General features: G+C 72.4%; 23 protein-coding genes. 11 read left to right on the top strand and 12 right to left on the bottom strand.

The genetic code is table 11. From position 1 onward, the window contains the following. Window positions 1–1,035: 1,035 nt before the first annotated feature. The 5 genes from SNR22_RS25640 to SNR22_RS25620 form a co-directional block, all read right to left on the bottom strand. Window positions 1,036–1,356 carry a DUF1416 domain-containing protein gene (locus tag SNR22_RS25640; protein WP_320069216.1) on the bottom strand — a complete coding sequence of 107 codons (321 nt, stop codon included), beginning with the start codon at window positions 1,354–1,356 and terminating at the stop codon, window positions 1,036–1,038. A 3-nt stretch (window positions 1,357–1,359) separates the two neighbouring features. Continuing rightward, window positions 1,360–2,208 carry a sulfurtransferase gene (locus SNR22_RS25635; protein ID WP_320069215.1) on the bottom strand — a complete coding sequence of 283 codons (849 nt, stop codon included), beginning with the start codon at window positions 2,206–2,208 and terminating at the stop codon, window positions 1,360–1,362. A 208-nt stretch (window positions 2,209–2,416) separates the two neighbouring features. Beyond that, window positions 2,417–2,488 (bottom strand): Ms5788A family Cys-rich leader peptide, encoded by a 72-nt coding sequence (locus SNR22_RS25630; RefSeq protein ID WP_320069226.1) that lies wholly within the window; start codon window positions 2,486–2,488, stop codon window positions 2,417–2,419. Between the two features lie 209 nt (window positions 2,489–2,697). Further along, window positions 2,698–3,486, bottom strand: coding sequence for a DUF2993 domain-containing protein (locus tag SNR22_RS25625; protein ID WP_320069214.1), 789 nt, complete (start codon window positions 3,484–3,486; stop codon window positions 2,698–2,700). Window positions 3,487–3,635: 149 nt separating this feature from the next. Next, window positions 3,636–4,697 carry a hypothetical protein gene (locus SNR22_RS25620; RefSeq protein ID WP_320069213.1) on the bottom strand — a complete coding sequence of 354 codons (1,062 nt, stop codon included), beginning with the start codon at window positions 4,695–4,697 and terminating at the stop codon, window positions 3,636–3,638. A gap of 296 nt (window positions 4,698–4,993) precedes the next feature. On the opposite strand from SNR22_RS25620, the gene SNR22_RS25615 reads away from it, so the two are divergent. The 7 genes from SNR22_RS25615 to pstB all read left to right on the top strand — a co-directional run bounded on the left by SNR22_RS25615 (window position 4,994) and on the right by pstB (window position 12,223). After that, on the top strand, window positions 4,994–5,662 hold the full coding sequence (locus SNR22_RS25615; RefSeq protein WP_320069225.1) for a response regulator transcription factor: 669 nt from the start codon (window positions 4,994–4,996) through the stop codon (window positions 5,660–5,662). Window positions 5,663–5,841: 179 nt separating this feature from the next. Further along, window positions 5,842–6,732 carry a polysaccharide deacetylase family protein gene (locus tag SNR22_RS25610; RefSeq protein WP_320069212.1) on the top strand — a complete coding sequence of 297 codons (891 nt, stop codon included), beginning with the start codon at window positions 5,842–5,844 and terminating at the stop codon, window positions 6,730–6,732. Between the two features lie 37 nt (window positions 6,733–6,769). Beyond that, window positions 6,770–7,696, top strand: coding sequence for a mycothiol synthase (gene mshD / locus SNR22_RS25605; RefSeq protein WP_320069211.1), 927 nt, complete (start codon window positions 6,770–6,772; stop codon window positions 7,694–7,696). Between the two features lie 352 nt (window positions 7,697–8,048). Next, window positions 8,049–9,155: a phosphate ABC transporter substrate-binding protein PstS gene (gene pstS, locus SNR22_RS25600; RefSeq protein WP_320069210.1), complete on the top strand. Its 1,107-nt coding sequence runs from the start codon at window positions 8,049–8,051 to the stop codon at window positions 9,153–9,155. 46 nt (window positions 9,156–9,201) lie between these two features. After that, entirely contained in the window at window positions 9,202–10,341 is a 1,140-nt protein-coding gene (gene pstC / locus SNR22_RS25595; protein ID WP_320069209.1) for a phosphate ABC transporter permease subunit PstC, read from the top strand. Next, window positions 10,338–11,426, top strand: a complete 1,089-nt coding sequence (pstA, locus tag SNR22_RS25590) for a phosphate ABC transporter permease PstA (RefSeq protein WP_320069208.1) — start codon at window positions 10,338–10,340, stop codon at window positions 11,424–11,426. Before pstC ends, pstA begins: the two co-directional genes overlap by 4 nt. A gap of 20 nt (window positions 11,427–11,446) precedes the next feature. Continuing rightward, entirely contained in the window at window positions 11,447–12,223 is a 777-nt protein-coding gene (gene pstB / locus SNR22_RS25585; RefSeq protein WP_320069207.1) for a phosphate ABC transporter ATP-binding protein PstB, read from the top strand. 67 nt (window positions 12,224–12,290) lie between these two features. Here pstB and SNR22_RS25580 read toward each other — a convergent pair whose 3' ends face one another. Beyond that, entirely contained in the window at window positions 12,291–12,746 is a 456-nt protein-coding gene (locus tag SNR22_RS25580) for a hypothetical protein (RefSeq protein WP_320069206.1), read from the bottom strand. Between the two features lie 74 nt (window positions 12,747–12,820). Next, window positions 12,821–13,654, bottom strand: a complete 834-nt coding sequence (locus SNR22_RS25575; RefSeq protein ID WP_320069205.1) for an NUDIX domain-containing protein — start codon at window positions 13,652–13,654, stop codon at window positions 12,821–12,823. 81 nt (window positions 13,655–13,735) lie between these two features. On the opposite strand from SNR22_RS25575, the gene SNR22_RS25570 reads away from it, so the two are divergent. Beyond that, complete coding sequence (locus tag SNR22_RS25570) at window positions 13,736–14,704, top strand: Gfo/Idh/MocA family oxidoreductase (RefSeq protein ID WP_320069204.1); 969 nt, start codon at window positions 13,736–13,738, stop codon at window positions 14,702–14,704. 45 nt (window positions 14,705–14,749) lie between these two features. Here the strand turns inward: SNR22_RS25570 and SNR22_RS25565 are convergent, their stop codons facing one another. The 3 genes from SNR22_RS25565 to SNR22_RS25555 all read right to left on the bottom strand — a co-directional run bounded on the left by SNR22_RS25565 (window position 14,750) and on the right by SNR22_RS25555 (window position 17,397). Next, window positions 14,750–15,757, bottom strand: coding sequence for an inorganic phosphate transporter (locus SNR22_RS25565; protein WP_320069203.1), 1,008 nt, complete (start codon window positions 15,755–15,757; stop codon window positions 14,750–14,752). A 4-nt stretch (window positions 15,758–15,761) separates the two neighbouring features. Then, window positions 15,762–16,388, bottom strand: coding sequence for a DUF47 domain-containing protein (locus tag SNR22_RS25560; RefSeq protein ID WP_320069202.1), 627 nt, complete (start codon window positions 16,386–16,388; stop codon window positions 15,762–15,764). A 502-nt stretch (window positions 16,389–16,890) separates the two neighbouring features. After that, window positions 16,891–17,397 carry a DUF402 domain-containing protein gene (locus tag SNR22_RS25555; protein ID WP_320069201.1) on the bottom strand — a complete coding sequence of 169 codons (507 nt, stop codon included), beginning with the start codon at window positions 17,395–17,397 and terminating at the stop codon, window positions 16,891–16,893. A 173-nt stretch (window positions 17,398–17,570) separates the two neighbouring features. Here SNR22_RS25555 and SNR22_RS25550 point away from each other — a divergent pair, with 173 nt between their 5' ends. Then, the gene (locus tag SNR22_RS25550; RefSeq protein ID WP_413775705.1) at window positions 17,571–19,700 is read left to right on the top strand and encodes an ATP-dependent DNA helicase; all 2,130 of its coding nucleotides are present in this window, start codon (window positions 17,571–17,573) and stop codon (window positions 19,698–19,700) included. 6 nt (window positions 19,701–19,706) lie between these two features. Here the strand turns inward: SNR22_RS25550 and SNR22_RS25545 are convergent, their stop codons facing one another. Next, window positions 19,707–21,065: an AI-2E family transporter gene (locus SNR22_RS25545; RefSeq protein ID WP_320069199.1), complete on the bottom strand. Its 1,359-nt coding sequence runs from the start codon at window positions 21,063–21,065 to the stop codon at window positions 19,707–19,709. 139 nt (window positions 21,066–21,204) lie between these two features. Between SNR22_RS25545 and SNR22_RS25540 the strand changes: the two genes are divergently transcribed. Continuing rightward, window positions 21,205–21,552 (top strand): co-chaperone GroES, encoded by a 348-nt coding sequence (locus SNR22_RS25540; RefSeq protein ID WP_320069198.1) that lies wholly within the window; start codon window positions 21,205–21,207, stop codon window positions 21,550–21,552. Window positions 21,553–21,680: 128 nt separating this feature from the next. After that, entirely contained in the window at window positions 21,681–21,848 is a 168-nt protein-coding gene (locus tag SNR22_RS25535; protein ID WP_320069197.1) for a hypothetical protein, read from the top strand. A 54-nt stretch (window positions 21,849–21,902) separates the two neighbouring features. Here the strand turns inward: SNR22_RS25535 and SNR22_RS25530 are convergent, their stop codons facing one another. Further along, window positions 21,903–23,381 carry a PrsW family intramembrane metalloprotease gene (locus tag SNR22_RS25530; RefSeq protein ID WP_320069196.1) on the bottom strand — a complete coding sequence of 493 codons (1,479 nt, stop codon included), beginning with the start codon at window positions 23,379–23,381 and terminating at the stop codon, window positions 21,903–21,905. Between the last annotated feature and the right edge of the window lie 22 nt (window positions 23,382–23,403).

The following is a 23,403-nucleotide window of genomic DNA, read 5'->3' as shown; positions in this document are numbered from 1 at the left end:
ACCCCCCCCCGCCCTCCCCCCCCCCCCCCCCCTGCGAGCACACCCCCCCGGGGGCGGGCAGCATGGCCCCGCGCTAACCGCCCCTCAACTTCCCGCACCCCCCCCCCCCCCCCCCCCCCGGGGGGGCCCCGGCCCCGGCCCCGGTCTGGTGATCATGGAGTTATTGCCAGCACACCCCCGGTTGAGTGGCAATAACTTCATGATCACCGAGGCTCAGGCTCGGGGTGGGGGTGGGGGTGGGGGTGGGGGTGGGGGTGGGGGTGGGGGTCGTCAGCTCCGGGATTCGGCGAGCGGCCCGGCCGAACTTCCTTCGTCCGCCTCACGCCTGGACAGCCGGGCGGGGCGCAAAAACCCGGTGCTCGGCGACGAACCTCCCGCCGATCGGCCGCCGTACCGAATCGCTGGTACAGCGCGGCGACGAACGCACCCGCGAGGATGTCAAAATCACCCCCGGCAGCCGGCAGCTCGGCCATCAGCCGCTCCGCCTCGACGTGGTCACCCAGGATCTCCGCCCGGACCATCCGTCCCTGGACTGTCCGGGCCACCTCGACGGGCGGAGGCTGCATGGAGGGCTCGGTCGCTTCACCCACGCTAGAACCCGCCGTCCCGACCGTCACCGCCCAGCCCCGAATTCTGCTCGCCATCCGAATGATCGTCCAGAGAGCACGACCAACAACGGCGCGGCCCAGACAGCATCGGCTTCCACCGCTCCGCCCGCCCGAAACGCCGGCCCGGAGGCGCCGGCGCTCGCGGAACCGAGGAGCCGCGGCCGAACCCGGTGCCGCGCACGTCCTGGCCCGCGCGCTGACCCGATCATTGGCGTTCCTGCCGCAGGTGCAGGTCGGCGAGACCACCGTCTCCGCCGAAGGCGACCTCAGCGGGCAGCATCAGGTGTTCTGCGACCGGCGGCTGCCACACCGGCAGCGCTGCCTGCTACGGCCCGGTCACCCGGACGGCTGCACCCACAACCTCAGGTGTTGAGAAGGCCCCCGGCTGCGCACGAAGCGACAGCAGGGGGCCTCCCTACACACACGCTCAGGCGACCGTGACGGCGACCTCGTTGATCCCGCGCGCGGCGGTGACGGCGGTGTCGCCGTTGCCGTGCCGGGAGAGGGCGCGCAGCGTCCAACTACCCGGTGCGGCGAAGAACCGGAACTGGCCGGCCGGCGAGGTGACCACCTCGGCGGTGAACTCACCGGTGGAGTCGAGCAACCGGACGTACGCGCCCGGGACGACCTCGCCGGCCTCAGCGCGGACCACGCCGGTGATGACGGTTTCCTTCTCCAGGTCCAGGCTGGCCGGCAGCGGCGCGGCCTGGTCGGGGGCGGCGCATCCGGCGGCAGTGGGAGCGGTCATGGCTCAGGCCTCCCCGGGCTCGTCGCCGAGCGCGACCGGCACGCCGACCAGCGAGCCGTACTCGGTCCAGGAGCCGTCGTAGTTCTTCACGTTGGGGTGGCCGAGCAGCTCCTGGAGGACGAACCAGCTGTGCGAGGAGCGCTCGCCGATCCGGCAGTACGCGATGGTCTCCTTGCCGTCGTCCAGCCCGGCCGCGGCGTAGATCTTGCGCAGCTCGTCGTCGGACTTGAAGGTGCCGTCCTCGTTGGCCGCCTTGGACCACGGGACGCTGATCGCGGTCGGGATGTGCCCGGCGCGCTGCGCCTGCTCCTGCGTCAGGTGGGCGGGGGCGAGCAGCCGGCCGGAGTACTCGTCGGGGCTGCGCACGTCGACCAGGTTCTTGACGCCGATCGCGCCGACGATCTCGTCGCGGAAGGCGCGGATCGTGTTGTCCGGCTCCTGCGCGACGTACTCGGTCCTCGGGCGGGTCACCGCGTCGGCGTCCAGCGGGCGGGCTTCCAGCTCCCACTTCTTGCGGCCGCCGTCGAGCAGCTTCACCTCGCGGTGGCCGTAGAGCTTGAAGTACCAGTACGCGTACGCGGCGAACCAGTTGTTGTTGCCGCCGTAGAGGACGACGACGTCGTCGTTGCTGACGCCCCGCTCGGAGAGCAGCGCCTCGAACTGGCTCTTGTTGACGAAGTCCCGGCGGACCTGGTCCTGGAGGTCGGTGCGCCAGTCCAGCTTGATCGCGCCGGCGATGTGGCCGGTGTCGTAGGCCGAGGTGTCCTCGTCAACCTCAACGAAGACGACGCCCGGGGCGTCGATGTTCTTCTCGGCCCATTCGGCCGAGACGAGTGCGGTGTCGCGACTCATCAGATCACTCCCTGGTGAGGGTGGATGGTGAGCCTGCGCGATGGATCGCAGTCATTAACTGTCGCACCACGCGCGGGCCCCGGAGGGAAGGACGGGATCACGGGTTCGTGCGACGGCGCCGCTGCCGGGCGATCGGGGTAAAACACCGGAGGGTACGCAGACCCTGTGGCCGGTGGCCGCCGTCAGGCGGCCGAGGACAGCCCCGCCGTCAGATGACGGGGCGACACAGGCAGGTGGTCACGCGGCACAGGTCGACCGCGCGCCGTTTGGTGAGGTGCATCCCCATGAGCAGGGAGCCTACCAGCCGTCGCACTGAGTGCCACCGGTCCGACCAGCATCCGGGACGGCCGTGCCAGGCCCCGGCAGCTCCCCTCCGACCGAACCCGGTCGACGCCCCGTCGGCCGTCGGGGGCCGTCGGGGCGTCGAGGTGTCGAGGTGTCGGGGGCCGTCGGAGCGTCGGGGGGCGTCGGGGGATCGGGGCGTCGGGGTCAGCCGGCCGAGTTGATCGGGACGTTCTTCGCGGCGGCGGTCACGGCGAGCCCCTGGGGCAACGGCCGGACCTCGCGCAGGGCGAGCTGGAACGGCAACTCCGGCAGGGGTACGTCGATCGAGATGCCCTTGGCGTAGTTGTTCAGCAGGGTCCGGGCCAGCGGGATGTTCGGCAGCCCTTCGGCGTCGAGATCGTTGAAACGCAGCGACACCTTGCCCTCCTTGCTGACGGTCACCACAGCAGCGCCGGTGACAGTCAGCTTCTGCCCGAGGATGTCGACCGGGGCAGTGACGGCGAGCGTGCCGTCCCGCTCGCTGAGGGTCAGGCCGGGCCGGTCGAGGAGCTTGGCCAGGCTCTCGTACGTGATGGTGCCGGTGCCGTCGACGGTCTCGGCGGTCACGTCGCCCTGCTGGGTACGCAGGGTCTCCAGGGAGGCCCGCACGTTTCGGGCGTCGACGTCCAGCGTCGGCAGGGTGACCGCGTCGCCGCGTACCGAGCCCCGCACGTCGGTCAGCTTGATCGAGATCCGCTCGTACTTCCCGTCGAGCACCTGGGTGAGGAAGGGGAAGCCGCTGACCTTCACCTCGGGCTCCGAGGACTGGGCGTCCTGCTTGGCGACCTCCTGGCGGACCTGGTCGGTGATGGCCCGCTCGGCCACCCCGGCGGCGATCCGGTCGGCGGCCACCAACAGCCCGGCCAGGATCACCAGCAGGACAAGAAGCGTGACGAGCACCTTGCGCCCACGTCGCCGGGGGCGCTCCTCGTTCGCCGGGTAGGCCTCTGCCACGCCGCCTCCTTCTGTCCTGGCCGGTGCTCCGGGCACGGGCGACGTTTGGGTGGTGCCGGTGCCGCCCTGCGGCGCACCGCACAGTACCCGGGTGGGGAAAGTCTCAACCGTCTACGGACGGTCCCCTGGTGGGCGAGCGGGCCGGCCGCTCAGAGAAAGATCACGCACATCGCGTACGCCGCCGGGGCGGCCAGGGCGAAGCCGCCGAGCGGGCCCTGCATGTGCCGGGCAACCCACATCGTCGGCAGTTCGCCGGCCATCAGCCGGCCCGCCTCGGCGTAGCCGACGGCGAGATCGGCCAGCACGGCGGTGGCCGCGGTGACCAGGCCGATCACCGCGCCGCTCGTCGGGGTGAAGCTCACCAGGTAGCTGCCCAGGACGGCGCCGGCCAGGGTGCCGGCCATCGCGCCGACCACCACGCCCGCCGCGCCCCGGGGCACCTGCGGCGCGAGCCGGGGCCAGGGCAGCACCGCGTCGGTGAGCCGGGCGACGGTCAGCGCGACGCCGGTGGCGGTGAGGCAGACGGTGATCGCCTGGGTGCCGGCCGGGATCCGGCTGAGCACGATGAGCGTGGCGAACGCGACCACGCCGACCACGATCAGCAGGGTGGTGCCGAGCGAGTCGGTGACCCGGACCCGGTCGACCCGGCGGACGAGTTGCCCGAGCACGCCGAGCAGGAACCCACCGGCGGCCAGGTAGCCGAGCGGGGCGAGGCCGGCGACGTCGGACCGCACGGCGGCGGTGTCGGCCCCGGCGGCCACCACCGAGCTGACCAGGACGACCAGCAGCAGCGCGGGCGGGCGGGTGGCCATCGTCCAGGCCAGGACGAAGAGCAGCTGCACACCGAAGATGATGATCGCGAACGGCAGCCGGTGGCCCGGCCCGGCGGTCTGCGCGCCGAGCACCAGGCCGATGCCGAGCAGCGCGGCGAACCCGGCGGCGGTAAGGGCTAGCGACCGGCGCACCTCGACCGGCTCGAACTCCCCCTCCTCGTCGACGTCGTCGTCGACGGCCTCGTCGTCGGGTCGCCGGCCCGGGTCGCCGCTGCGGCGCAGCCGGCGGGGACGGCCCTGCCGGGCCGAGGGCCCGTCGTCGTCGACGTCCGGGCCGGTGCGCGGGGCCGGTGGGTGCGCACGACCGGCCGGCCCGGGTGGGACGGTGTCGTCGGCCCACGGGTCCCGGCCGGTCTCGGAGGAGGTCGGGGGATGCACGTCCCGATCGTGCCAGACCGGGGCGTCGCTGCGCTGGCCACCGTTTCGGCAACGTTAAAAACTGAGGCGCGATCAGGGGCAAGCTGGACAAAAGCGGAGACGACCGGGAGGTACGGGCGGGGCGAACGGTTACCCTCAAGCCGTTACCCGCCCGTCAGCGACGCCGGGACCCACGCAAGTTCTCAGCGCCACTCCTCACCGGGGTGATGCTGGTCTCATGCGGCCGAGGCCGCCGGGACGGAGGTGATCGTGTGGAGATCCTGCTGCTGGTGACCGCACGCGCAGGCGAACCATCGATGGTGCTGCCGGCGCTCGACCTGCTGCCACACTCGGTGCGTACCGCACCGCGCGACGTCCGCACCCTGGTGGCGGGGCCCAGCCCGGACGCCGTGCTGGTGGATGCCCGCTCGGAGCTGAGCGAGGCCCGGGCGACCTGCCGGGTGCTGCACGCCACGGGGCTCGGGGTGCCGCTGGTCGCGGTGGTCACCGAGGCCGGGCTGATCGCGTTGAACGCCGACTGGGGGGTCGACGACGTCATCCTCGCCGGTGCCGGGCCGGCCGAGGTCGAGGCCCGGCTGCGACTGGCGATCGGCCGGCTGAGCAACGCCACCGCCGGGGCGGGCGGTTCGATCCGCGTGGGCGAGCTGACCATCGACCCGGACACCTACGCCGCCAAGCTCAAGGGCCGGCCGCTCGACCTGACGTACAAGGAGTTCGAGCTGCTGAAGTTCCTGGCCCAGCACCCGGGCCGGGTGTTCACCCGGGACCAGTTGCTGCGCGAGGTCTGGGGTTACGACTACTTCGGCGGCACGCGCACGGTGGACGTGCACGTCCGGCGGCTGCGGGCCAAGCTCGGCTCGGAGTACGAGTCCATGATCGGCACGGTCCGTCAGGTCGGCTACAAGCTCGTCGTGCCGCCGTCGCGGTCGCTGCCCGACTCCGAGCACGTCCCGGTTCCCGTCTGACCCGGTCCGGCCCACCGCCGGCCGACCCTTCCTGTCGGCTATTGCCAGTTTGCCCTTTTTGCCCGACTCGTCAGCCTTATTCTGACTGCCGAGTCGACGGAGGAAGGGGCGACGGTGCGTGCGATGACCACGGGGGCAAAGAGGGGCCGGTCCCACGGCCCGAGCGGCGGCGTCCGCTGATGCGCGCCACACCGACCGGGCGCGTCATCGGGCTCGTGACAGTCATCGTGGCCGCGGTGCTCGGCTCCGCGTACACGCTGGGCCAGAGCATGGTCGCCGAGCCGAGCCCACAGGCCACCGGACTCTCGGCGACCCCGAACGAACCGCACTACGCCGACCAGCCGCCGGAGGCCACCCCCGGGCGGCCCGGGGGGCCGACCCCCGGTGCCGGCAGCCACGCCGCCGAGCCCTCCACCAGCGGCCAGGACGGCGGCGTCGGTCAGCCCGCGGAGACGGAGTCGCCGGACGGCCTCTTCGGCGCCCGGGCTACCACCGGATCGGCGGAGGTGGCGCTCACCTTCGACGACGGACCCGACCCGCGGTACACCCCGCAGGTCCTGGAACTGCTCCGGCAGTACGGCGTGAAGGCCACGTTCTGCGTGGTCGGGGAGAACGCCCGGAACCACCCCGACCTGATCCAGGCGATCGTGGCCGACGGGCACACCCTCTGCAACCACTCCTGGCAACACGACGTGCTGCTCGGCAAGCGGTCGCCGGACGTCATCCGGGACGACCTGCTGCGCACCAACGCGGCCATCCGGGACGCCGCGCCCACCGCACCGATCGTCTACTTCCGCCAGCCCGGCGGCGCGTGGACGTACCCGGTGGTGTCGGCGGCCGAAGACCTCGGCATGACCCCGCTGCACTGGACCGTCGACCCGTCGGACTGGAGTGTGCCGGGGGCCGCGAAGATCGCCGACTTCGTCTTGAACGGCGTACAGCCGGGGTCGGTCGTGCTGCTGCACGACGCGGGCGGCAACCGGCAGGGCACCGTGGACGCGCTGTATCTGATCCTGCCCGACCTGACCGCCCGGCTCCGGCTGGAAGCCCTGCCCACCGGCACCACCTGACCTGCTCGCCCGGCCGGAACCCGCTACGGTTACTCGGGTGAGCAGCGCCGAGCCGACAACCGACCGGGTCACCCGCACCGACGTGCTGACGCCGGCCGAGGCGGCCGACGTCCTGGCCCTGGCCCGCACGGCCGGGGACGCCGACGGGGCCGACCCGTTCGACGAGCACACGCTGCTGCGGCTGCGCGATCCGCGGGCCCCGGCCGTTCACCTCACCACCCGCGCGCCGGACGGAACGCTGACCGGCTACGCCCACCTCGACACCACCGACCCGGCCAGCGGAATCGGCGTGGAGCTGGCCGTCCACCCCGCCCACCGCAGGCAGGGCGCCGGCCGGGCGCTGGCCCGAGGCGTGCTCGATTCCGCCGCCGGGCCGGTGCGGGCCTGGGCACACGGCGACCACCCCTCGGCTGCGGCACTGGCCGTGGACCTCGGCCTCACCCGGGCCCGGGTGCTCTGGCAGCTACGTCGACCGCTGACCGCACCGGCGGCGGCACCGCACCTGCCCGACGGGGTCGTCCTGCGCGCGTTCGCCCCCGGGTCGGACGACGACGCCTGGCTCGCGCTCAACGCCCGGGCCTTCGCCAGCCACCCCGAGCAGGGTCGCTGGACCACGGCCGAACTACGGGCACGCCTCGCCGAGCCGTGGTTCGACCCGGCCGGCTTCCTGCTGGCCGTCGAGTCCGCCACCGGGCGGCTGCTCGGCTTCCACTGGACCAAGGTGCACGAGCTGCCCGGGTCTGCCCGGATCGGCGAGGTCTATGTGCTCGGGGTCGACCCGACCGCGCACGGCGGCGGGCTGGGCCGGGCGCTCACCACGGCCGGGCTGGCATATCTACGGGACCGGCGAGGGCTGGACCGGGTGATGCTCTACGTCGACGAGTCGAACACCGGGGCGGTCGCGCTCTACGAGCGAACCGGGTTCGCCCGCTGGTCCGCCCACGTCAACTACCACCTCGGCTGACGCTTTCCACCGCGCGTATCGATGATTTCACCGCATGTCGTCGACGGCCCGGGCGATCTCCTGCCGTAACGGGCAGGCGATGTCGCCCGACGCCTTCAGTGTGCCCGGCGTCCGGTACCCACGCGCCCTGGGCAACTGCCCGCATGAACAGGGCAGCTCGCTAGGCGTCACGAAAAAACCCGTTCTCAGGAGATGGCCACTTTCCCGGCCGCACCTGTTCACCCTTCGTTCACTTCCGACCGGCGATCCGGCCACCTGGCGCTCCTAGCTTTCAGGTCAGCCGGTCACACCGGCGCTCCCCCGGGCCCCCATCCGGATCGGCCCGGTCCAGACGCGAAGGGAAACCCCTCAGGTGAAGCTCCAGCGGCACGGCACCATCGCCTGCCTCGCTCTTACTGCGGTGCTCGGTCTCAGTGCCTGCGGCTCGGACAACAACGAGCCCGCCGTCGGCGCCTCCGCCTCGGGGTCGGCCGCCGCGGCCGACTGCGCCACCGGCACCCTGAACGCACAGGGCTCCTCGGCCCAGAAGAACGCCATGGCCGAGTGGATCAAGGCGTACCAGCAGAAGTGCGCTGGCAGCACGATCAACTACGAGCCGTCCGGCTCGGGCGCCGGCATCCAGGCCTTCATCGCCGGCACCGCCGACTTCGCCGGCACCGACTCGGCCCTCAAGCCGGAGGAGCAGCCGAAGGCCGACGCCAAGTGCGTCGACGGCAAGGCCCTCCACCTGCCGATGGTGATCGGCCCGGTGGCCGTCGCCTACCACCTCAACGGCGTGGACAACCTCCAGCTCAAGCCGACCACCCTCGCGAAGATCTTCGCGGGCAAGGTCACCAAGTGGGACGACCCGGCCGTCAAGGCCGACAACCCGGACGCCAAGCTGCCGTCGACCACCATTCAGACGGTGCACCGCTCGGACGAGTCCGGCACCACCGACAACTTCACCAAGTTCCTGGCCAAGACCGCGGGCACGGACTGGACCTTCGACAACGCCAAGGCGTGGAAGGCCCCGGGCGGCACCGGCGCCAAGGGCTCGGACGGCGTGGCCAGCTCGGTCAAGGGCGCCGACGGCTCGATCGGATACCTGGAGTGGTCGTTCGCCGAGAACGCCGGCCTGAAGATGGCCAGGATCGGCAACGGCGCAGGCGAGTTCGCCGAGCTGACCGCCGACAACGCGGGCAAGGCCATCGCCGGGGCCGCCATCGAGGGCCAGGGTGACGACCTTAAGTTGTCGGTCGACTACAACACCAAGGAGGTCGGCGCGTACCCGATCGTCCTGGTGACCTACGAGATCGTCTGCGGCAAGGGCCTCGCTGCCGACAAGTTGCCGCTGGTCAAGGGCCTGCTGGGCCACGCGGCCAGCAGCCAGGGCCAGGCCGAGCTGACCGAGTTGGGCTACGCCCCGCTGCCGGAGCCGGTCCGGACCAAGGTCGAGGCCGCGGTCGAGAACCTCTCCTGACCGGACCCGACCCCACCACCTCCCTCAACCCGAAGCGAGCGAGCAGATGGCGGACACCCTTCACCGCTCGGCCGGCGCCGGCACCGGCGGAGTCCTCGTGGCCGTGGGCCAGGAGCGACCCGCCGGTGCCGTGGCGCGGGTGGCCGAGTCACCGGTCAGCACCCGTACCCCGGTCAGCACCCGCACACCGATCAGCACCCGCACACCGGCCAGCACCCGTACCCCCGTCGGCCTCGGCGGGGGTGGCGGCCTGCCCCGGGCGCGGGCCTTCGGCGCGGAGCGCGCCTTCCGGGGCTTGACCCTGGCCGCCGGCACCACCGTCCTGGTGATCATCGCCGCCATCGCGATCTTCCTGGTCGCCAAGGCGGTGCCGGCCCTGCGCGCCAACACGGCGAACTTCTGGACGTACGAAGGCTGGTCGCCCAACGACACCGTGCCGAGGTTCGGCATCGGCACGCTCGCCTTCGGCACGGTGCTCAGCTCCGCGCTGGCCCTGCTCATCGCGGTGCCGGTGGCGTTGGGGATCGCGCTCTACCTGTCCCACTACGCGCCCCGCCGGCTCGGCATCGCGCTCGGCTTCCTGATCGACCTGCTCGCCGCCGTGCCGAGCGTGGTCTTCGGGCTCTGGGGTCGCGACATCTTCGTCGACCCGGTCCGGGACTTCTCCGTCTGGCTGAACCGATACTTCGGTTGGCTACCGATCTTCGGCGGTGACGGCCCGTTCGGAAAGTCCGTGATGCTCGGCTCGCTGGTGCTGGCGATCATGGTGCTGCCGATCATCACCGCACTCTCCCGCGAGGTGTTCCTGCAGACCCCGGGGGCCAACAAGGAGGCTGCCCTCGCGCTCGGCGCGACCCGGTGGGAGATGATCCGCACCGCCGTGCTCCCCTACGGCCGCCCCGGCGTCGTCGCCGCGGTGATGCTCGGCCTCGGCCGGGCCCTCGGCGAGACCATCGCGCTGGCGATGACGCTCGGCATCACCTTCGGCATCTCCGTCAACCTGATCGCCAACGGCGGCAACACCATCGCCGCCAACATCGCCAACACGTTCGGCGAGGCGAACGACACCGGGCGGGGCGCGCTGATCGCCTCCGGTCTGGTGCTCTTCACCATCACGCTGATCGTCAACATCACCGCGCGGGCGATCATCCACCGCCGCCGGAAGTTCACGGAGTCGGCCGCATGACCACCACTCTCACCAACCACCGCCCCCGGCCGCCGGCCCAGCCGGCCACCCTCCGGGCGAAACGCCTGCCCCGGTACGCCCCGCCGGTGATCGCCCTGGCGGCCCTGCTCGTCGCCGCCGCGCTCGGGTACGGCGCCGGCATCGGTGGCCCGGTCCTCGTCGTGGTCCTCGCCGCGCTGCTCTACCTGGGCGGCCTCTTCGCGGCGGCGAACGCCGTCGAGGGGCGGCGCTCGGCCCGCAACCGCACCTGGAGCGCGCTGATCCACTCGGCGTTCGTGCTGGCCGTGCTGCCGCTGGCCTCGGTGGTCTGGACGCTGGTCAGCAGGGGCGTCGAGCGGCTCGACGGCAACTTCTTCGGCACCTCGATGAACAACATCGGGGCCCGGGACGCCAACGGCGGCGCGTACCACGCGATCGTCGGGACGTTGGAGCAGGTCGGGATCGCCGCGCTGATCACCGTCCCGCTCGGCGTCCTCTGCGCGATCTACGTGGTCGAGTACGGCCGGGGCCGGTTCGCCCTGGCGATCCGGTTCTTCGTCGACGTGATGACCGGCATCCCGTCCATCGTCGCCGGCCTCTTCGTGCTGGCGTTCTGGGTGCTGGTCGTCTCGCCGGTGTTCAACGACGGGCGGCCGGGCTTCTCCGGTTTCGCCGCCGCGCTCGCGCTGAGCGTGCTGATGCTGCCCACCGTGGTCCGCTCCACCGAGGAGATGCTCCGGCTCGTTCCCGCGCCGCTGCGCGAGGGGGCGTACGCCCTCGGCGTGCCGAAGTGGAAGACCATCCTGCGGGTCGTGCTGCCGACCGCGCTGCCCGGCATCGTCACCGGCGTCATGCTCGCCGTCGCGCGGGCGGCCGGCGAGACCGCGCCGGTGCTGCTCGTCGCCGGCGGCGGTGCGGCGATCAACGTCAACCCGTTCGAGGACAACCAGTCGTCGCTGGCCCTCTTCGTCTACCAACAGGCCGGCGACGCGTCGAAGTACGCCCCGGCGCGGGCCTGGACCGCAGCGCTGACCCTGGTCGCCCTCGTGCTGATCCTGACGATCGCGGCGAAGCTGCTGGCTCGCCGCAACCAGCTCGGCCGATGAACCCCGGAGGAACCACCACCATGGCCAAGCGCATCGACGCCACGAACGTCACCGCCTACTACGGCGCCTTCAAGGCGATCGAGGACATCACGCTGACCGTCGAGCCGAAGACGGTGACCGCCCTGATCGGCCCGTCCGGCTGCGGCAAGTCGACGTTCCTGCGGTCGATCAACCGGATGCACGAGGTGCTGCCGGGGGCGCGGGTCGAGGGCGAGCTGACCATCGACGGGCAGAACATCTACGACCGCGACGTCGACGTCACGGCCGTGCGCCGGATGATCGGCATGGTCTTCCAGCGGCCCAACCCGTTTCCCACGATGAGCATCTTCGAGAACGTGGTGGCCGGTCTGCGGCTCAACGGGCTGCGGAAGAAGTCCGTCCTGGACGAGGCGGCCGAGCGGGCGCTGCGCTCGGCGAACCTCTGGGACGAGGTGAAGGACCGCCTCGGCAAGCCCGGCGCCGCCCTCTCCGGCGGCCAGCAGCAGCGGCTCTGCATCGCCCGCACGATCGCGGTCGAGCCGCAGGTGGTGCTGATGGACGAGCCCTGTTCCGCGCTGGACCCGATCTCCACGGCGGCGATCGAGGACCTGATCTTCCAGCTGAAGGACGAGTTCACCATCATCATCGTCACGCACAACATGCAGCAGGCCGCGCGCGTCTCGGACCGCACGGCCTTCTTCTCGATCGAGAAGACCGGCGACCCGGGTCGCCTCATCGAGTACGACGACACCCGGGTTGTCTTCAGCAACCCCGGCCAGAAGAAGACCGAGGACTACATCACCGGCCGCTTCGGCTGAAGTGCAAGGAAGGGGCCCTTGTCACCGCCCGGACGATGACAAGGGCCCGCTGCCAACCGCGCTGCGGTCAGGGCAGGTTGCCGTTACCGCCGAGGTTGGCGACCACCCGGCGCAGGACGTCGATCGTGGCGGCGTACTCGTCGGGGGCGATGCCGGCATGCATCCGCTCCTTGACCCGGGACGTGCGGTCCCGGGCCCGCAGCCGGCCGGCCTCGCCCGCCTCGGTGAGCGTGAAGGCCCCGGCCTCCTCGGTCAGCCAGCCGCGCCCGATCAGGTCGTCGAAGACGCCGCCGAGTTCCGTGCCGAGGTCGTCGTACGGGATCAACCGCTCGGCGAGCGTCGCCCGGCCCCACCTGCCGGGATCGCCGGCGACGTGGTTGAGCGTCCACCAGTGCGGCTGGATGAGCTGCTCGACGGCCAACGCCGCGCGGATCTCCCCCACCACCCGACGGTAGGCCTCCCCGCTCCACCAGCCGATGGGCTGGGCGGCAAGTTCCTCCCGGCCGTACTCCTTGATGTCCACCGTGGACCCCTTTCCCCGTTGGCGAACTGACCCGTCCACGCTAGGAGTTGAAGCCGACTTCAGATCAAGGGTGCTCAGCCGAGGACGATGCGGGGTTCGCCTGTCTCGGGGAGGTCGAGGCGTGGGGCGATCGGGGTGGCGGCGTCGCGGGTGGCGGACGCGCGGGTCACCCCGGCCAGGTCGCCGGCAGCGGCCATCTGGGCCAACGTGACCAGGGTCGGCGGGAGCATGGTCAGCTCGCCGGCCTCCGCCCGGGCCAGGGCGTCCGCCGGGCGGACCCACATCGTGTGGTCGGCCTCCCCGGAGACGTCCCGGGTCCGCTGCCCCTCCGGCAGCAGGGCGACGAAGAAGTACGTGTCGAAGCGGCGTGGCTCGAACTCGGGGGTGATCCACCGGCTCCACGGCAGCAGCAGATCCGACCGGAGGGTGAGCGCCCGCTCGGCGAGCAGGGCGGCGAAGCCCCTTCGGTGTGCCTCCAGGTCCCGCCGCGCGGCCTCCCAGTCGTCGCTGCTGACGTCGCCCACCACGGTCCCCGCGTCCGGGCCGGCCAGCAGCACCCCGGACTCCTCGAAGACCTCCCGGGCGGCGGCGCAGACCACCGCCTGGGCGGCGTCCGGTGCGACGCCCAGGCGGCCAGCCCACGCCGCCGGCTCCGGGCCGGCCCAGTCGAGGTGGGCCTCGGAGTCCGAGGGGTCCACCCCACCCCCGGGGAAGGCGTACACGCCGCCGAAGGCCATCGCGGCGACGCGGCGGATGACGTACACCTCGAAGTCGGCGCCGGCCGGGCGGAGCAGCAGCACGGTGGCCGCGACCCGGGGCCGCGCCGGCGTGCCGCCCTCGGCGCGGAACCGGCGGGCGTGCTCGACCAGGGCCGGCGGGGCGGCGAAACCGTGACCGTCGATCGTCATGCGTCGAGCCTAGTCCCGCAGGGTGGGTCGGCCGGTCCGGCGGCCGGCGGCTACCCACCGGCCCCGGGCTAGCGTGAGCCCATGACGCGTTGGGGGATTCTGGCCACCGGCCACATTGCCGGCCGGTTCGCCGAGGACCTGCGGCTGGTGCCGGGGGCCGAGTTGGTCGCGGTCGGCTCGCGGGCGGCGGAGAGCGCGGAGCGCTTCGCCGCGAGACACGGTGCGAAGCGGGCGTACGGCTCCTGGGCGGAGCTGGCCGCCGACGACGAGGTGGACGCGATCTACGTGGCCACTCCGCACGCGGCGCACCACGAGGCGGCCATGACCTGCCTGGCCGCCGGCCGGGCGGTGCTGGTGGAGAAGCCGTTCACCCTCGACCTGACCGACAGCACCGAACTGGTCGAGACGGCCCGCGCCCGGGGGGTCTTCCTGATGGAGGCCATGTGGATGCGGACGAACCCGTTGATCCTGCGGGTGGTCGAGCTGATCGCCGACGGCGCGATCGGGCGGGTCACCGGCGTACAGGCCGACTTCGGGTTGGCCGGGCCGTTCGCGCCGGAGAGCCGGATGCGGGCCCGGGCGCTCGGCGGGGGCGCCCTGCTCGATCTGGGCGTCTACCCGGTCAGCCTGGCCCACCTGGTGCTCGGCGTCCCGCAGCACGTCCGGGCCTGGGCGAAGCTCGGCCCGGAGGGGGTGGACGAGAACACCGGCATCATCCTCGGCTACGACTCGGGGGCGGTGGCGACGCTGAGCTGCGGCATGACCGGGGCCACCCCGGTGGTCGCCTCGATCACCGGCACCGACGGCCGGATCGACCTGCCGACGCCGTTCTTCCGGCCGCCGTCGGCGATCCTGCACCGGGCCGGTGCCGACCCGGAGACGATCCCCGCCGACCTGACCGGCGGCGGGTACCAGTACGAGGCCGCCGAGGTGCAGCGCTGCCTGACCGAGGGGCTGACCGAGAGCCCGCTGGTCCCGCACGCCACCACCCTTGAGGTGATGGCCCTGCTGGACGCCGTCCGGGGCGAGATCGGCGTGCGCTACCGGTGAGGCGGAGGGGGCCCTGCCGACGCGGGGCCCCCTCCGGAACACTCGTCAGCCGAAGATCGGGCGGACCAACAGGTACGTGACGCAGGCGATCAGCGCCGCCGCCGGGAACGTGATGACCCAGGCGATCACGATGTTGCCGGCGACGTTCCAGCGCACGGCGGAGAGCCGCTTCGTCGCGCCCACACCCATGATCGCCGAGGTGATCGTGTGAGTGGTGGAGATCGGGGCCTTGAGCACCAGGGCGTTGAAGTAGAGCACCGCGCTGGCCACCGTCTCGGCGGCGAAGCCCTCCGGCGGGCCCAGGTCGATGATCTTGCGGCCCAGGGTCCGGATGATCCGCGCGCCGCCGGTGTACGTGCCGGCCGCCAGCATGGTCGCCGAGGTCCAGAACACCCAGCCCGGGATGTGGCTCGTGTCGTCCTGGAAGCCGCCGGTGTAGAGGGCGAGGACCACGATGCCCATGGTCTTCGCGGCGTCCTGCATGCCGTGGCCGACGGACATGGCCGCCGCCGAGGCGGTCTGCGCCCAGCGGAAGCCCCGGTTGAGCTTGCCCGGATGGCCCTTCCGGAAGGCCCACAGGATCGCCAGCATCAGCAGGTAGCCCAGGGTCAGGCCGATGATCGGCGAGATCACCATCGGCAGGAGGATCTTCTCGCCGATCGTGCCCCACTGCACCACCCCGCCGCTGGCCAGCAGGGTCGCCCCGACCAGGCCGCCGAAGAGTGCGTGTGAGGACGACGACGGCAGGCCGAAGTACCAGGTGATCAGGTTCCAGGCGATCGCGCCGAGCACCCCGGCGAAGACCACCCCCAGGCTCGCGAGGCCGGTGGGCAGGGTGACCAGACCCTCGCCCACGGTCTTGGCGACGCCGGCACCGAAGTGCGCGCCGACGAAGTTGCCGATCGCGGCGAGCCCGAGCGCGATCCTGGGGGTCAGGGCGCGGGTGGAGATGCTGGTCGCGATCGCGTTCGCGGCGTCGTGGAAGCCGTTGGTGTAGTCGAACACCAGGGCCACCCCGATCACCGCCAGCACGGCGATGAGTTCCGGACTCACAGGATCAGGACTCCTTGACCGCGATGGTCTCGACGGTGTTCGCCACGTGCTCGAAGGCGTCGCAGGCCGCCTCCAGCTCGTCGGCGACCTCCTTCAGCTTGAGCACGGTCAAGGCGTCGTACTCGCCGGAGAAGAGGCGGACCAGCAGCATCCGGTACGCCTGGTCGCCGTCGTTCTCCAGCCGGTTGCACTCGATCCAGTAGTCCTCGAGATCCTTCATCGACTTCAGTCGGGGCATCGCCTCGGCAGTCAGCTTCGCCTGCAGGTCCAACACGTTGACCAGCTCGTGCAGCTCGCGCGGGAGCGCCGGCAGCTTGGTCAGGCCGTACAGGTAAAGCAGGTTGCCCACGGCCTCCAGGTGGTCCATCACGTCGTCGAGCAGCGAGCCCAGCCGGTAGATGTCCTCACGGTCGAACGGGGTGATGAAGCTAGAGTTGATCTTTTTGTAGAGGTCATGGGTGATCTGATCGCTGTCGTGCTCGACCTCGGTGAGCCGCTCGCTGACCGACTGCACGTCCACGCCGGGCAGGGCCAGCTCGTTCAGCAGATCGGTGCCCTTCACCAGGTTCTGAGCGGCCCTGGTGAAAAGCTCGTAGAAGGCGCCCTCAGTGGGGCGGAAGGAAAACTTCACAGCCTGGACCTCGTCGTGTCGGTTGAAGGGTGGCGGACGCCCCCGCGGGTGCCTGCAGTGGGAATGCTAGAAAACGGCAGAACCACGGATTCGTCGGCCCACCCTCGGCCAGCCGCCATTTACTGCTCGTTCACCTGCCGTTCACCTGGACCCGGTCAATTGCCGCACAACCGCCCACGTTCCGCCGCCATGTCGAAGTCCGCCGGCGGATACCCGAGATCGCAGGTCGCCGAACGTCTGCCGGAGTAGATGGGCCACGGCCCAGTCGCGGTACCACTTCCGGTCGGCGGCCCGAACGAGCGGATGTGCAGGCCGAGCGGATTCATCGCGCCGCAGCAACTCCCGCACCGTGCCGCCCTCCGGCGCCACGACCCGCACTCCACCCGAGGTGTTCATTCCTGGATCATCGCCCACCCCGCCCACTCCCGCCCGGCGAGCACCCCAGCCGGTGCGGGCATCCGCCCGGCCGCCGCGTCGATGGCGCCACGTCGGAAGGGCCGGCTCAGACCACCAGCGCCAGCCACTTCCGGTACGCCGTGGCGAACGGCTCGCTGCCGTCACCGAGTGCGACCAGCAGCCGGCGGGACGCGGCCTCGGCCTCGGCGACCAGGTCTTCCGGGTAGCCGAAAAGCTCACGGTGCTCGGCGAACTCGTCCTCGTCGCGCAGCTCGACCAGCCCGGTGCCCCGGCGGCGCACCACGTCAAGGTCGAGGTCGACCAGGTGGACGGTGTCGTCGCCCTCCCAGCGGGCCGGGGTGGTGATGTCGCAGTAGACCTCGCTGGTCCGCGGCGGCGGGTTGAACATCCCCGTCCACCAGGCGTGATGCGGCACCAGCAGCACGAAGGGGATCTGCTCCACCGAGGGTCGGCCGTGGTAGACCGACTCGGTGCCGACCGGCACGCCGAGCCAGATGCCGAGGTCGTCCTCGGCCAGCCGGCGGGCCGGGTAATCGCGGTGGGCGCTGCCGTCGTACTTGCGGTAGATCACCCGGACCACATCGCTCGGCATGAGTCGCACCCTAGTCGATAACGCCCATTGCTCGCGCGGCAGAAGTAACGGGACCGGGCCCACGGGATTCCGTAGCGTGACCCCCCGCCACGCGGGGCGGGGGCGCGGTCGGTGTCGGCGCCGACGGGTACCGTCGCACGGTGACTCCGCCGCGCACCGTCCCCGGTTCCGCCCTGCCCCGCAGCGCCCCTCGGCGGCGCGGCAAGCGGGCGAGCGCGGGGGAGTTGCTCGCCGCGGCGGTCGGCGCGGTCCCCGGCGGGGCCGCCCGTCCCGGCCAGCAGCAGATGGTTACCGCGATCGAGGAGTGCGTCGCCGCCCGCGAGCACCTGCTGGTGCAGGCGGGCACGGGCACCGGGAAGTCGTTGGCGTACCTGACCCCGGCGCTGACGGTCGACGGGCCGGTGGTGGTCTCCACCGCCACCCTGGCGTTGCAGTCCCAGCTCGTCGACCACGACCTGCCCCGGCTCGCCGACGCCGTGGAGCCCCTGCTCGGCCGCCGGCCCACCTTCGCGGTGCTCAAGGGCCGGCACCACTACCTCTGCCTGGCCCGGCTGGACAACTCGAACGAGGACGAGCCGACGGACACCCTCTTCGACGCCGTGGAGCCCCGGGCCGGGGGCGGGGGCGGCAGGTGGCTCGGTGAGGCCGGCCGGATCGGCAAGCACATCCAGCGGCTGCGCGACTGGGCGGCGGAGACCGACACCGGCGACCGCGACGAGTTGGACCCGGGCGTCGACGATCAGGCCTGGCGGCTGGTCTCCATGCCGGCCCGCGAGTGCGTCGGGGCGTCCCGCTGCCCGTTCGGCGCGGAGTGCTTCGCCGAGGCGTCCCGGGCGCGGGCCCGCGAGGCCGACATCGTGGTCACCAACCACAGCCTGCTCGCCGTCGACATGCTCGCCGGGCGGCACATCGTGCCGCCGCACAAGCTGCTCATCGTGGACGAGGCGCACGAGCTGGCCGACCGGGTCTCCTCCGCCGCCCAGGCGGAGCTGGTGCCCGAGCTGATCGACCGGTCCACCCGGCGGGCCCGGCCGCTGCTGCGCCCGGAGATCGCCGAACGGCTCACCGCGGCCGGCGAGGCCCTCGCCGCTGGGCTGGGCGAGGTGCCCGCGGGCCGGCTCACCGCCGGGCTGCCGGGGCCGCTGCGCGAGGCGTGCACCCTGCTCGACGCGGCCACCCGGGCCGCCCTGGACGCGGTCGGCGACGTCAAGTCCGACGACCCGGACCCGGTCCGCAAGCAGCAGGCCAAGGCGGTGCTGGACGAGCTCTCCACCACCGCGCAGCGGCTGCTGGAGGAGGCCGACCACGACGTGGCCTGGGTGGAGAAACCGGACAACGGCAGCCGCCGGGCCCTGGTGGTGGCCCCGCTCTCGGTCGCCGGCACCCTCGCCGACCACCTGTACGACGAACGCACCGTCGTCGCCACCTCGGCGACCCTGGCGCTGGGCGGCCGGTTCGACACGGTGGCCCGGGCGCTGGGCCTGGACGCGCCGACGCCCTCCCCGCCGTCCCCGGCCGCCGCCGCGCTGGCCGCCGCCACAGCCCACGGTGACGCACCGGCCGGCGCCGCACCGGTCGCCGCCGCACCGGGCAGCCGGCCCACCACCGGCACCGTCCCGGCAACCGAGGGGCCGGGCTGGCGGTCGATGGACGTCGGCTCGCCGTTCGACTACGCCCGGCAGGGCATCCTGTACGTCGCCGCGCACCTGCCCCGGCCCAGCGTCTCCGGGCTGCCCGAGCCGGCCGGCGAGGAGCTGCTCGCGCTGGTCGGGGCGCTCGGCGGGCGTACCCTCGGGCTCTTCTCCTCGCGACGGGCCGCCCAGCAGGCGGCGGAGCTGCTGCGGGCGCGGACCGACCTGCCGGTGCTGCTCCAGGGCGAGGAATCGTTGCCGCTGCTGGTGCGCAGGTTCCGCGAGGAGCGTTCGAGCTGCCTCTTCGGCGTTATGTCGCTGTGGCAGGGGGTGGACGTGCCGGGCGACGCGTGCCAACTCGTGGTCATCGACCGGCTGCCCTTCCCCCGTCCCGACGAGCCGCTCGCGGCGGCCCGCGCCGCCGCCGTGGACGCGGGCGGCGGCTCCGGTTTCTCCGCCGTCAGCGTGCCGATCGCCGCCGTCCGGCTGGCCCAGGGGGTCGGCCGGCTGATCCGGGCCACCGGCGACCGGGGCGTGGTCGCGGTGCTGGACTCGCGGCTGGAGACGGCGCGCGGCTACGGCCCGTTCCTGCGCCGCTCGCTGCCCCCGTTCTGGTACACGACCCGCCCGGAGGTGGCCCGGGGCGCCCTGGAACGCCTCGGCAGGTCCTGACCGCCGTCAGGGTGCCTTCGAGGCGACCACCACGGCGTCCGGCGGGGTGTCGGGCACCGTGCGCGCGGCGAGCCGGCGGACGGCCGTGTTGAGCACCGCGATCAGCGGCACCGCGACCAGCGCGCCGGTGATCCCGGCGAGCACCACGCCGGCGGCGATACCGATGATCACCCCGAGCGGGTGGATGGCCACCGCTCGGCCCATGATCAGCGGCTGGAGTATGTGCCCCTCGACCTGCTGCACGGCGACCACCACGCCCAGGATGATCAGTGCCGTGACCGGGCCACTGTCGACGAGCGCGACCAGCACCGCGACGACACCGGAGAGCGCCGCCCCGACGATCGGGATGAAGGCGCCGAGGAAGACCAACGCGGCCAGCGGGAACGCGAACGGGATCTCGAAGACGACCAGGAAGATGCCGATGCCGACGGCGTCGATGAACGCGACCAGCACGGTGGCCCGGACGTAGGCGACGAGGGTCTCCCAGGAGGCCCGGCCGGCGTCGTCGACCTTCCACCGGGCGGCCACCGGCAGCAGCCGGACCACGAAGCGCCAGATCCGGCTGCCGTCACGCAGGAAGAAGAACGTGGCGAAGAGCACCAACACGATGCCGGTCAGCAGCTCGGCGAGGGTCGCCGCCGTGGAGACGGCCCCGCTGGTGAACTTCTCGGTGTTGTTGTTGATCCAGGCCTGCGCCTCGTCGATGTACTGGTTGAGCTGGCTGTCCGACAGGTGCAGCGGGCCAGTCTTCAGCCAGTTCTGGATCTGCCGGACTCCCTCGGACGACTTCTTGCTCAGCTCCGGCACGCCCTGGATGAACTCGTTCACCACCAGCGTCAGCGTGCCGATGACACCCGCCAGACCGCCGACCAACACGACCGCGGTCGCCAGCGAGCGGGGAAAGCGCGCGCGCAGCAGCCAGCCGACGGCCGGCGCGAGCAACGCCGAGAGCAGCAACGCGATGGCCAGCGGGATGACCACGATGCTGATGTCGGCGACGATCCTCAGCAACGCCCAGAACACCACCCCGATGACGATCAGCCGCCACGACCAGGCGGCGGCGATCCGCAGGGCGTGCGGGACGTCCGCGTCGTCCCGGCTGGAGGTGGAGTGGTGCGTCTCGGCGGGCGGCGCGGCGCCGACCACTGTCGCCGACGCGGCGGCCACCGGCCCCGGCGAGGTCGGCGAGGCCACGCCCACCTCCCCCGGGGCGTCGATGCCACCGGGCACCGCGGGGTGACCCGCCGTGCCGGCGCCGCCGGTCGGATCGGTGCGGGCCTGCCGCACCGAGTTCCGACCCGACTCGTACGCGTGGCGGAGCCGTCCGCGTACCCGCTCGAAGCGGCTCAAGCGCACCTCCCGCATAGAAACCACCCGCCCTGACGACAGGGGTGACAGGATACGTCCGTCGACCACCCTAGGGCGGTTCCGCCACACATTGCCCCGGCTGGCCTCGGCGTAACCACCGACGGAACTGCCCGGGCCGACGGGGTACCGTTCCGTCGTGACCGCCGACCAGAACCTCGACTCCGGCCTGCCGATCCGCCTGCTGCACGACCGGGTGCTGGTGCGGACGGAGGGCAGCGAGGGTGAGCGCCGCTCCACCGCCGGCATCGTGATCCCGGCGACCGCCGCCGTGGGCAAGCGGCTGGCCTGGGCGACCGCCGTGGGTGTGGGGCCGCACGTCCGCTCGATCGTCTCCGGTGACCGGGTGCTCTTCGACCCCGACGAGCGCTCCGAGGTCGAGTTGCACGGCCGGGGGTACGTCCTGCTGCGCGAGCGGGACGTGCACGCCGTCGCCGCCGAGCGGATCGAAACGGAGACCAACGGCTCCACCGGCCTCTACCTGTAACGCCCCTCCTAGCACCCCTCCCCCGGGTACGTCCCGGCTTCCGCCGTCGTCCGCCCCGGTCGGCGGCGCGTCGTTTGCGGCTGCCCGCCGCGGGAAGCCAGGCACGTCCAGGGCCCTGGGGAGGGATCGTGCCGGTATTCGTGAAGAAGGTGTTCCTCTGGGGAAGCGTCGCGTTCCTGATCTACTTCGTGGCGTTCCGGCCGGAGGGTGCGGCGCGGATGTGCAAGGCGATCGGGGCGGGCCTGATGGCGATGGCCGTGGGCATCGGTGACTTCCTCACCGGGCTGACGACCTGACCCGCCCGCACGGCGGAAGATCCCCGCGGTGCGGCAACCTCTCGCGCCGCACCATCACCGCATGCCGGGCGGGCGGGGGCCGTACCAGCCGGGCGGGCCGTAGCCGGCCGGGTGGGCCGGGGGCGGCGGCGCGAGCACCACCGGGATCGGCACCACCGGCTCGTCCGGGGCGTCGACCGGCCGGTGCGAGCCGTCCGGGAACCGCAGGTGGTAGCGGTGCCCGTCCCAGCTCCCGACCGGGGCCTGCGGATCCCGTCCGACGAAGAACGACCGGTACGCGGTGATCGCGTCCAGCAGCTCCCGTTCCTCCCGGGCGGTCCGCTCCCGGTCGGCCGGCTTGCGGTCCAGCCCTCGACGCATCCCGTCGCGCAGCAGCGCCAGCCGGGTAGCGGAGAACTGGTACCCGCGCATCGCCTTGAGCCCCGGGTCGCCGGCCACCCGCCGGGCCCAGTGCCGGGCGCCGTGCCGCCGGCCCAGGCTGCCCAGCGCCGCCACCTCCGGCGGAGTCAGCCACCCGGCCCGCACATAGTCGGGCAGGGTGCGCTCGGTCAGCCGCCCCTCCCAGCCGCGCAGCCAGACCGCCAGCCCGACCATGCCGAAGAAGATCGGCACCATCACCCCGAGGTAGCCGTACAGGGCGATCACCGCCTCGCCGGTGGCCTGGGCCAGCGACGGCAGCAGGTTCCAGGTGCCGTGCAGCATCATCGCCAGCAGCAGGCCCGCGACCGGGGCGAGGAACCGGACCCGACGGTCGGCGGTCCGCGCGGCGATGCCGAGGCCCACCCCGGTCATCGAGGTGAACAGCGGGTGGGCGAAGCCGAAGAGCAGGATCCGGACGATGAAGATCGCGATGACCTGCCGGGCGCCGGTGGCCGGGCCGTACTCGTCGGCGCCGGAGGCGTAGCCGTAGCCGCCCAGGTAAAGGATGTTCTCCACCATGGCGAAGCCCACCGCCGACAGCCCACAGTAGACCAGGCCGTCGGTGATCCCGGACCACTCCCGACGCCGGAAGATCAGCAGCAGGATCGGGCCGAGCGCCTTGGTCAGCTCCTCGATGAAGGGGGCGACCAGCACCCCGGTCAGCGCGTTGGGCAGCCCCCAGTCGGCGAACCGGGCGGCGAAGAACTCGTTGACGGTCAGCGAGGCGGCCGTGGAGACGAACGCGCCCCAGGCGAAGCAGAAAATCAGGTACTTCAGCGGCTCCGGCTCGTACCGGTCGAGCCAGAGGAAGCAGAAGACCAGCACCGGCACCGGCAGGATCGCGGCGACCACGCCGATCAGCAGCGCCTGGGGGCCGAGGTTGGAGCCGAGCACGAAGAGCATGTAGACCGCGCAGGCGGCGATCAGCAGCACCACCAGGGCGAGCACCAGGAACCGCCGCCAGCCCAGCCGGCGCAGCGGCATCCGGGGGGCCGCCCCGCCGGGCGGCGGCGGGACGTCGGGGGCGTTCCACGGTGGCGCAGCAGCGCCGCCGGGCGGGGTGTCGGCCATCCCCTCAGCGTAGTCACCCTCGGCCAGTCGCTCCGGCCGCATCGGTCCACCGTCACCCTGCCGT

Source organism: Micromonospora sp. RTGN7 (assembly GCF_033804645.1).
In the GTDB taxonomy this organism is placed as follows: domain Bacteria; phylum Actinomycetota; class Actinomycetes; order Mycobacteriales; family Micromonosporaceae; genus Micromonospora.
The sequence above is the reverse complement of the archived record's forward strand: the minus strand, read 5'-3'. Positions and strand labels throughout refer to the sequence as shown.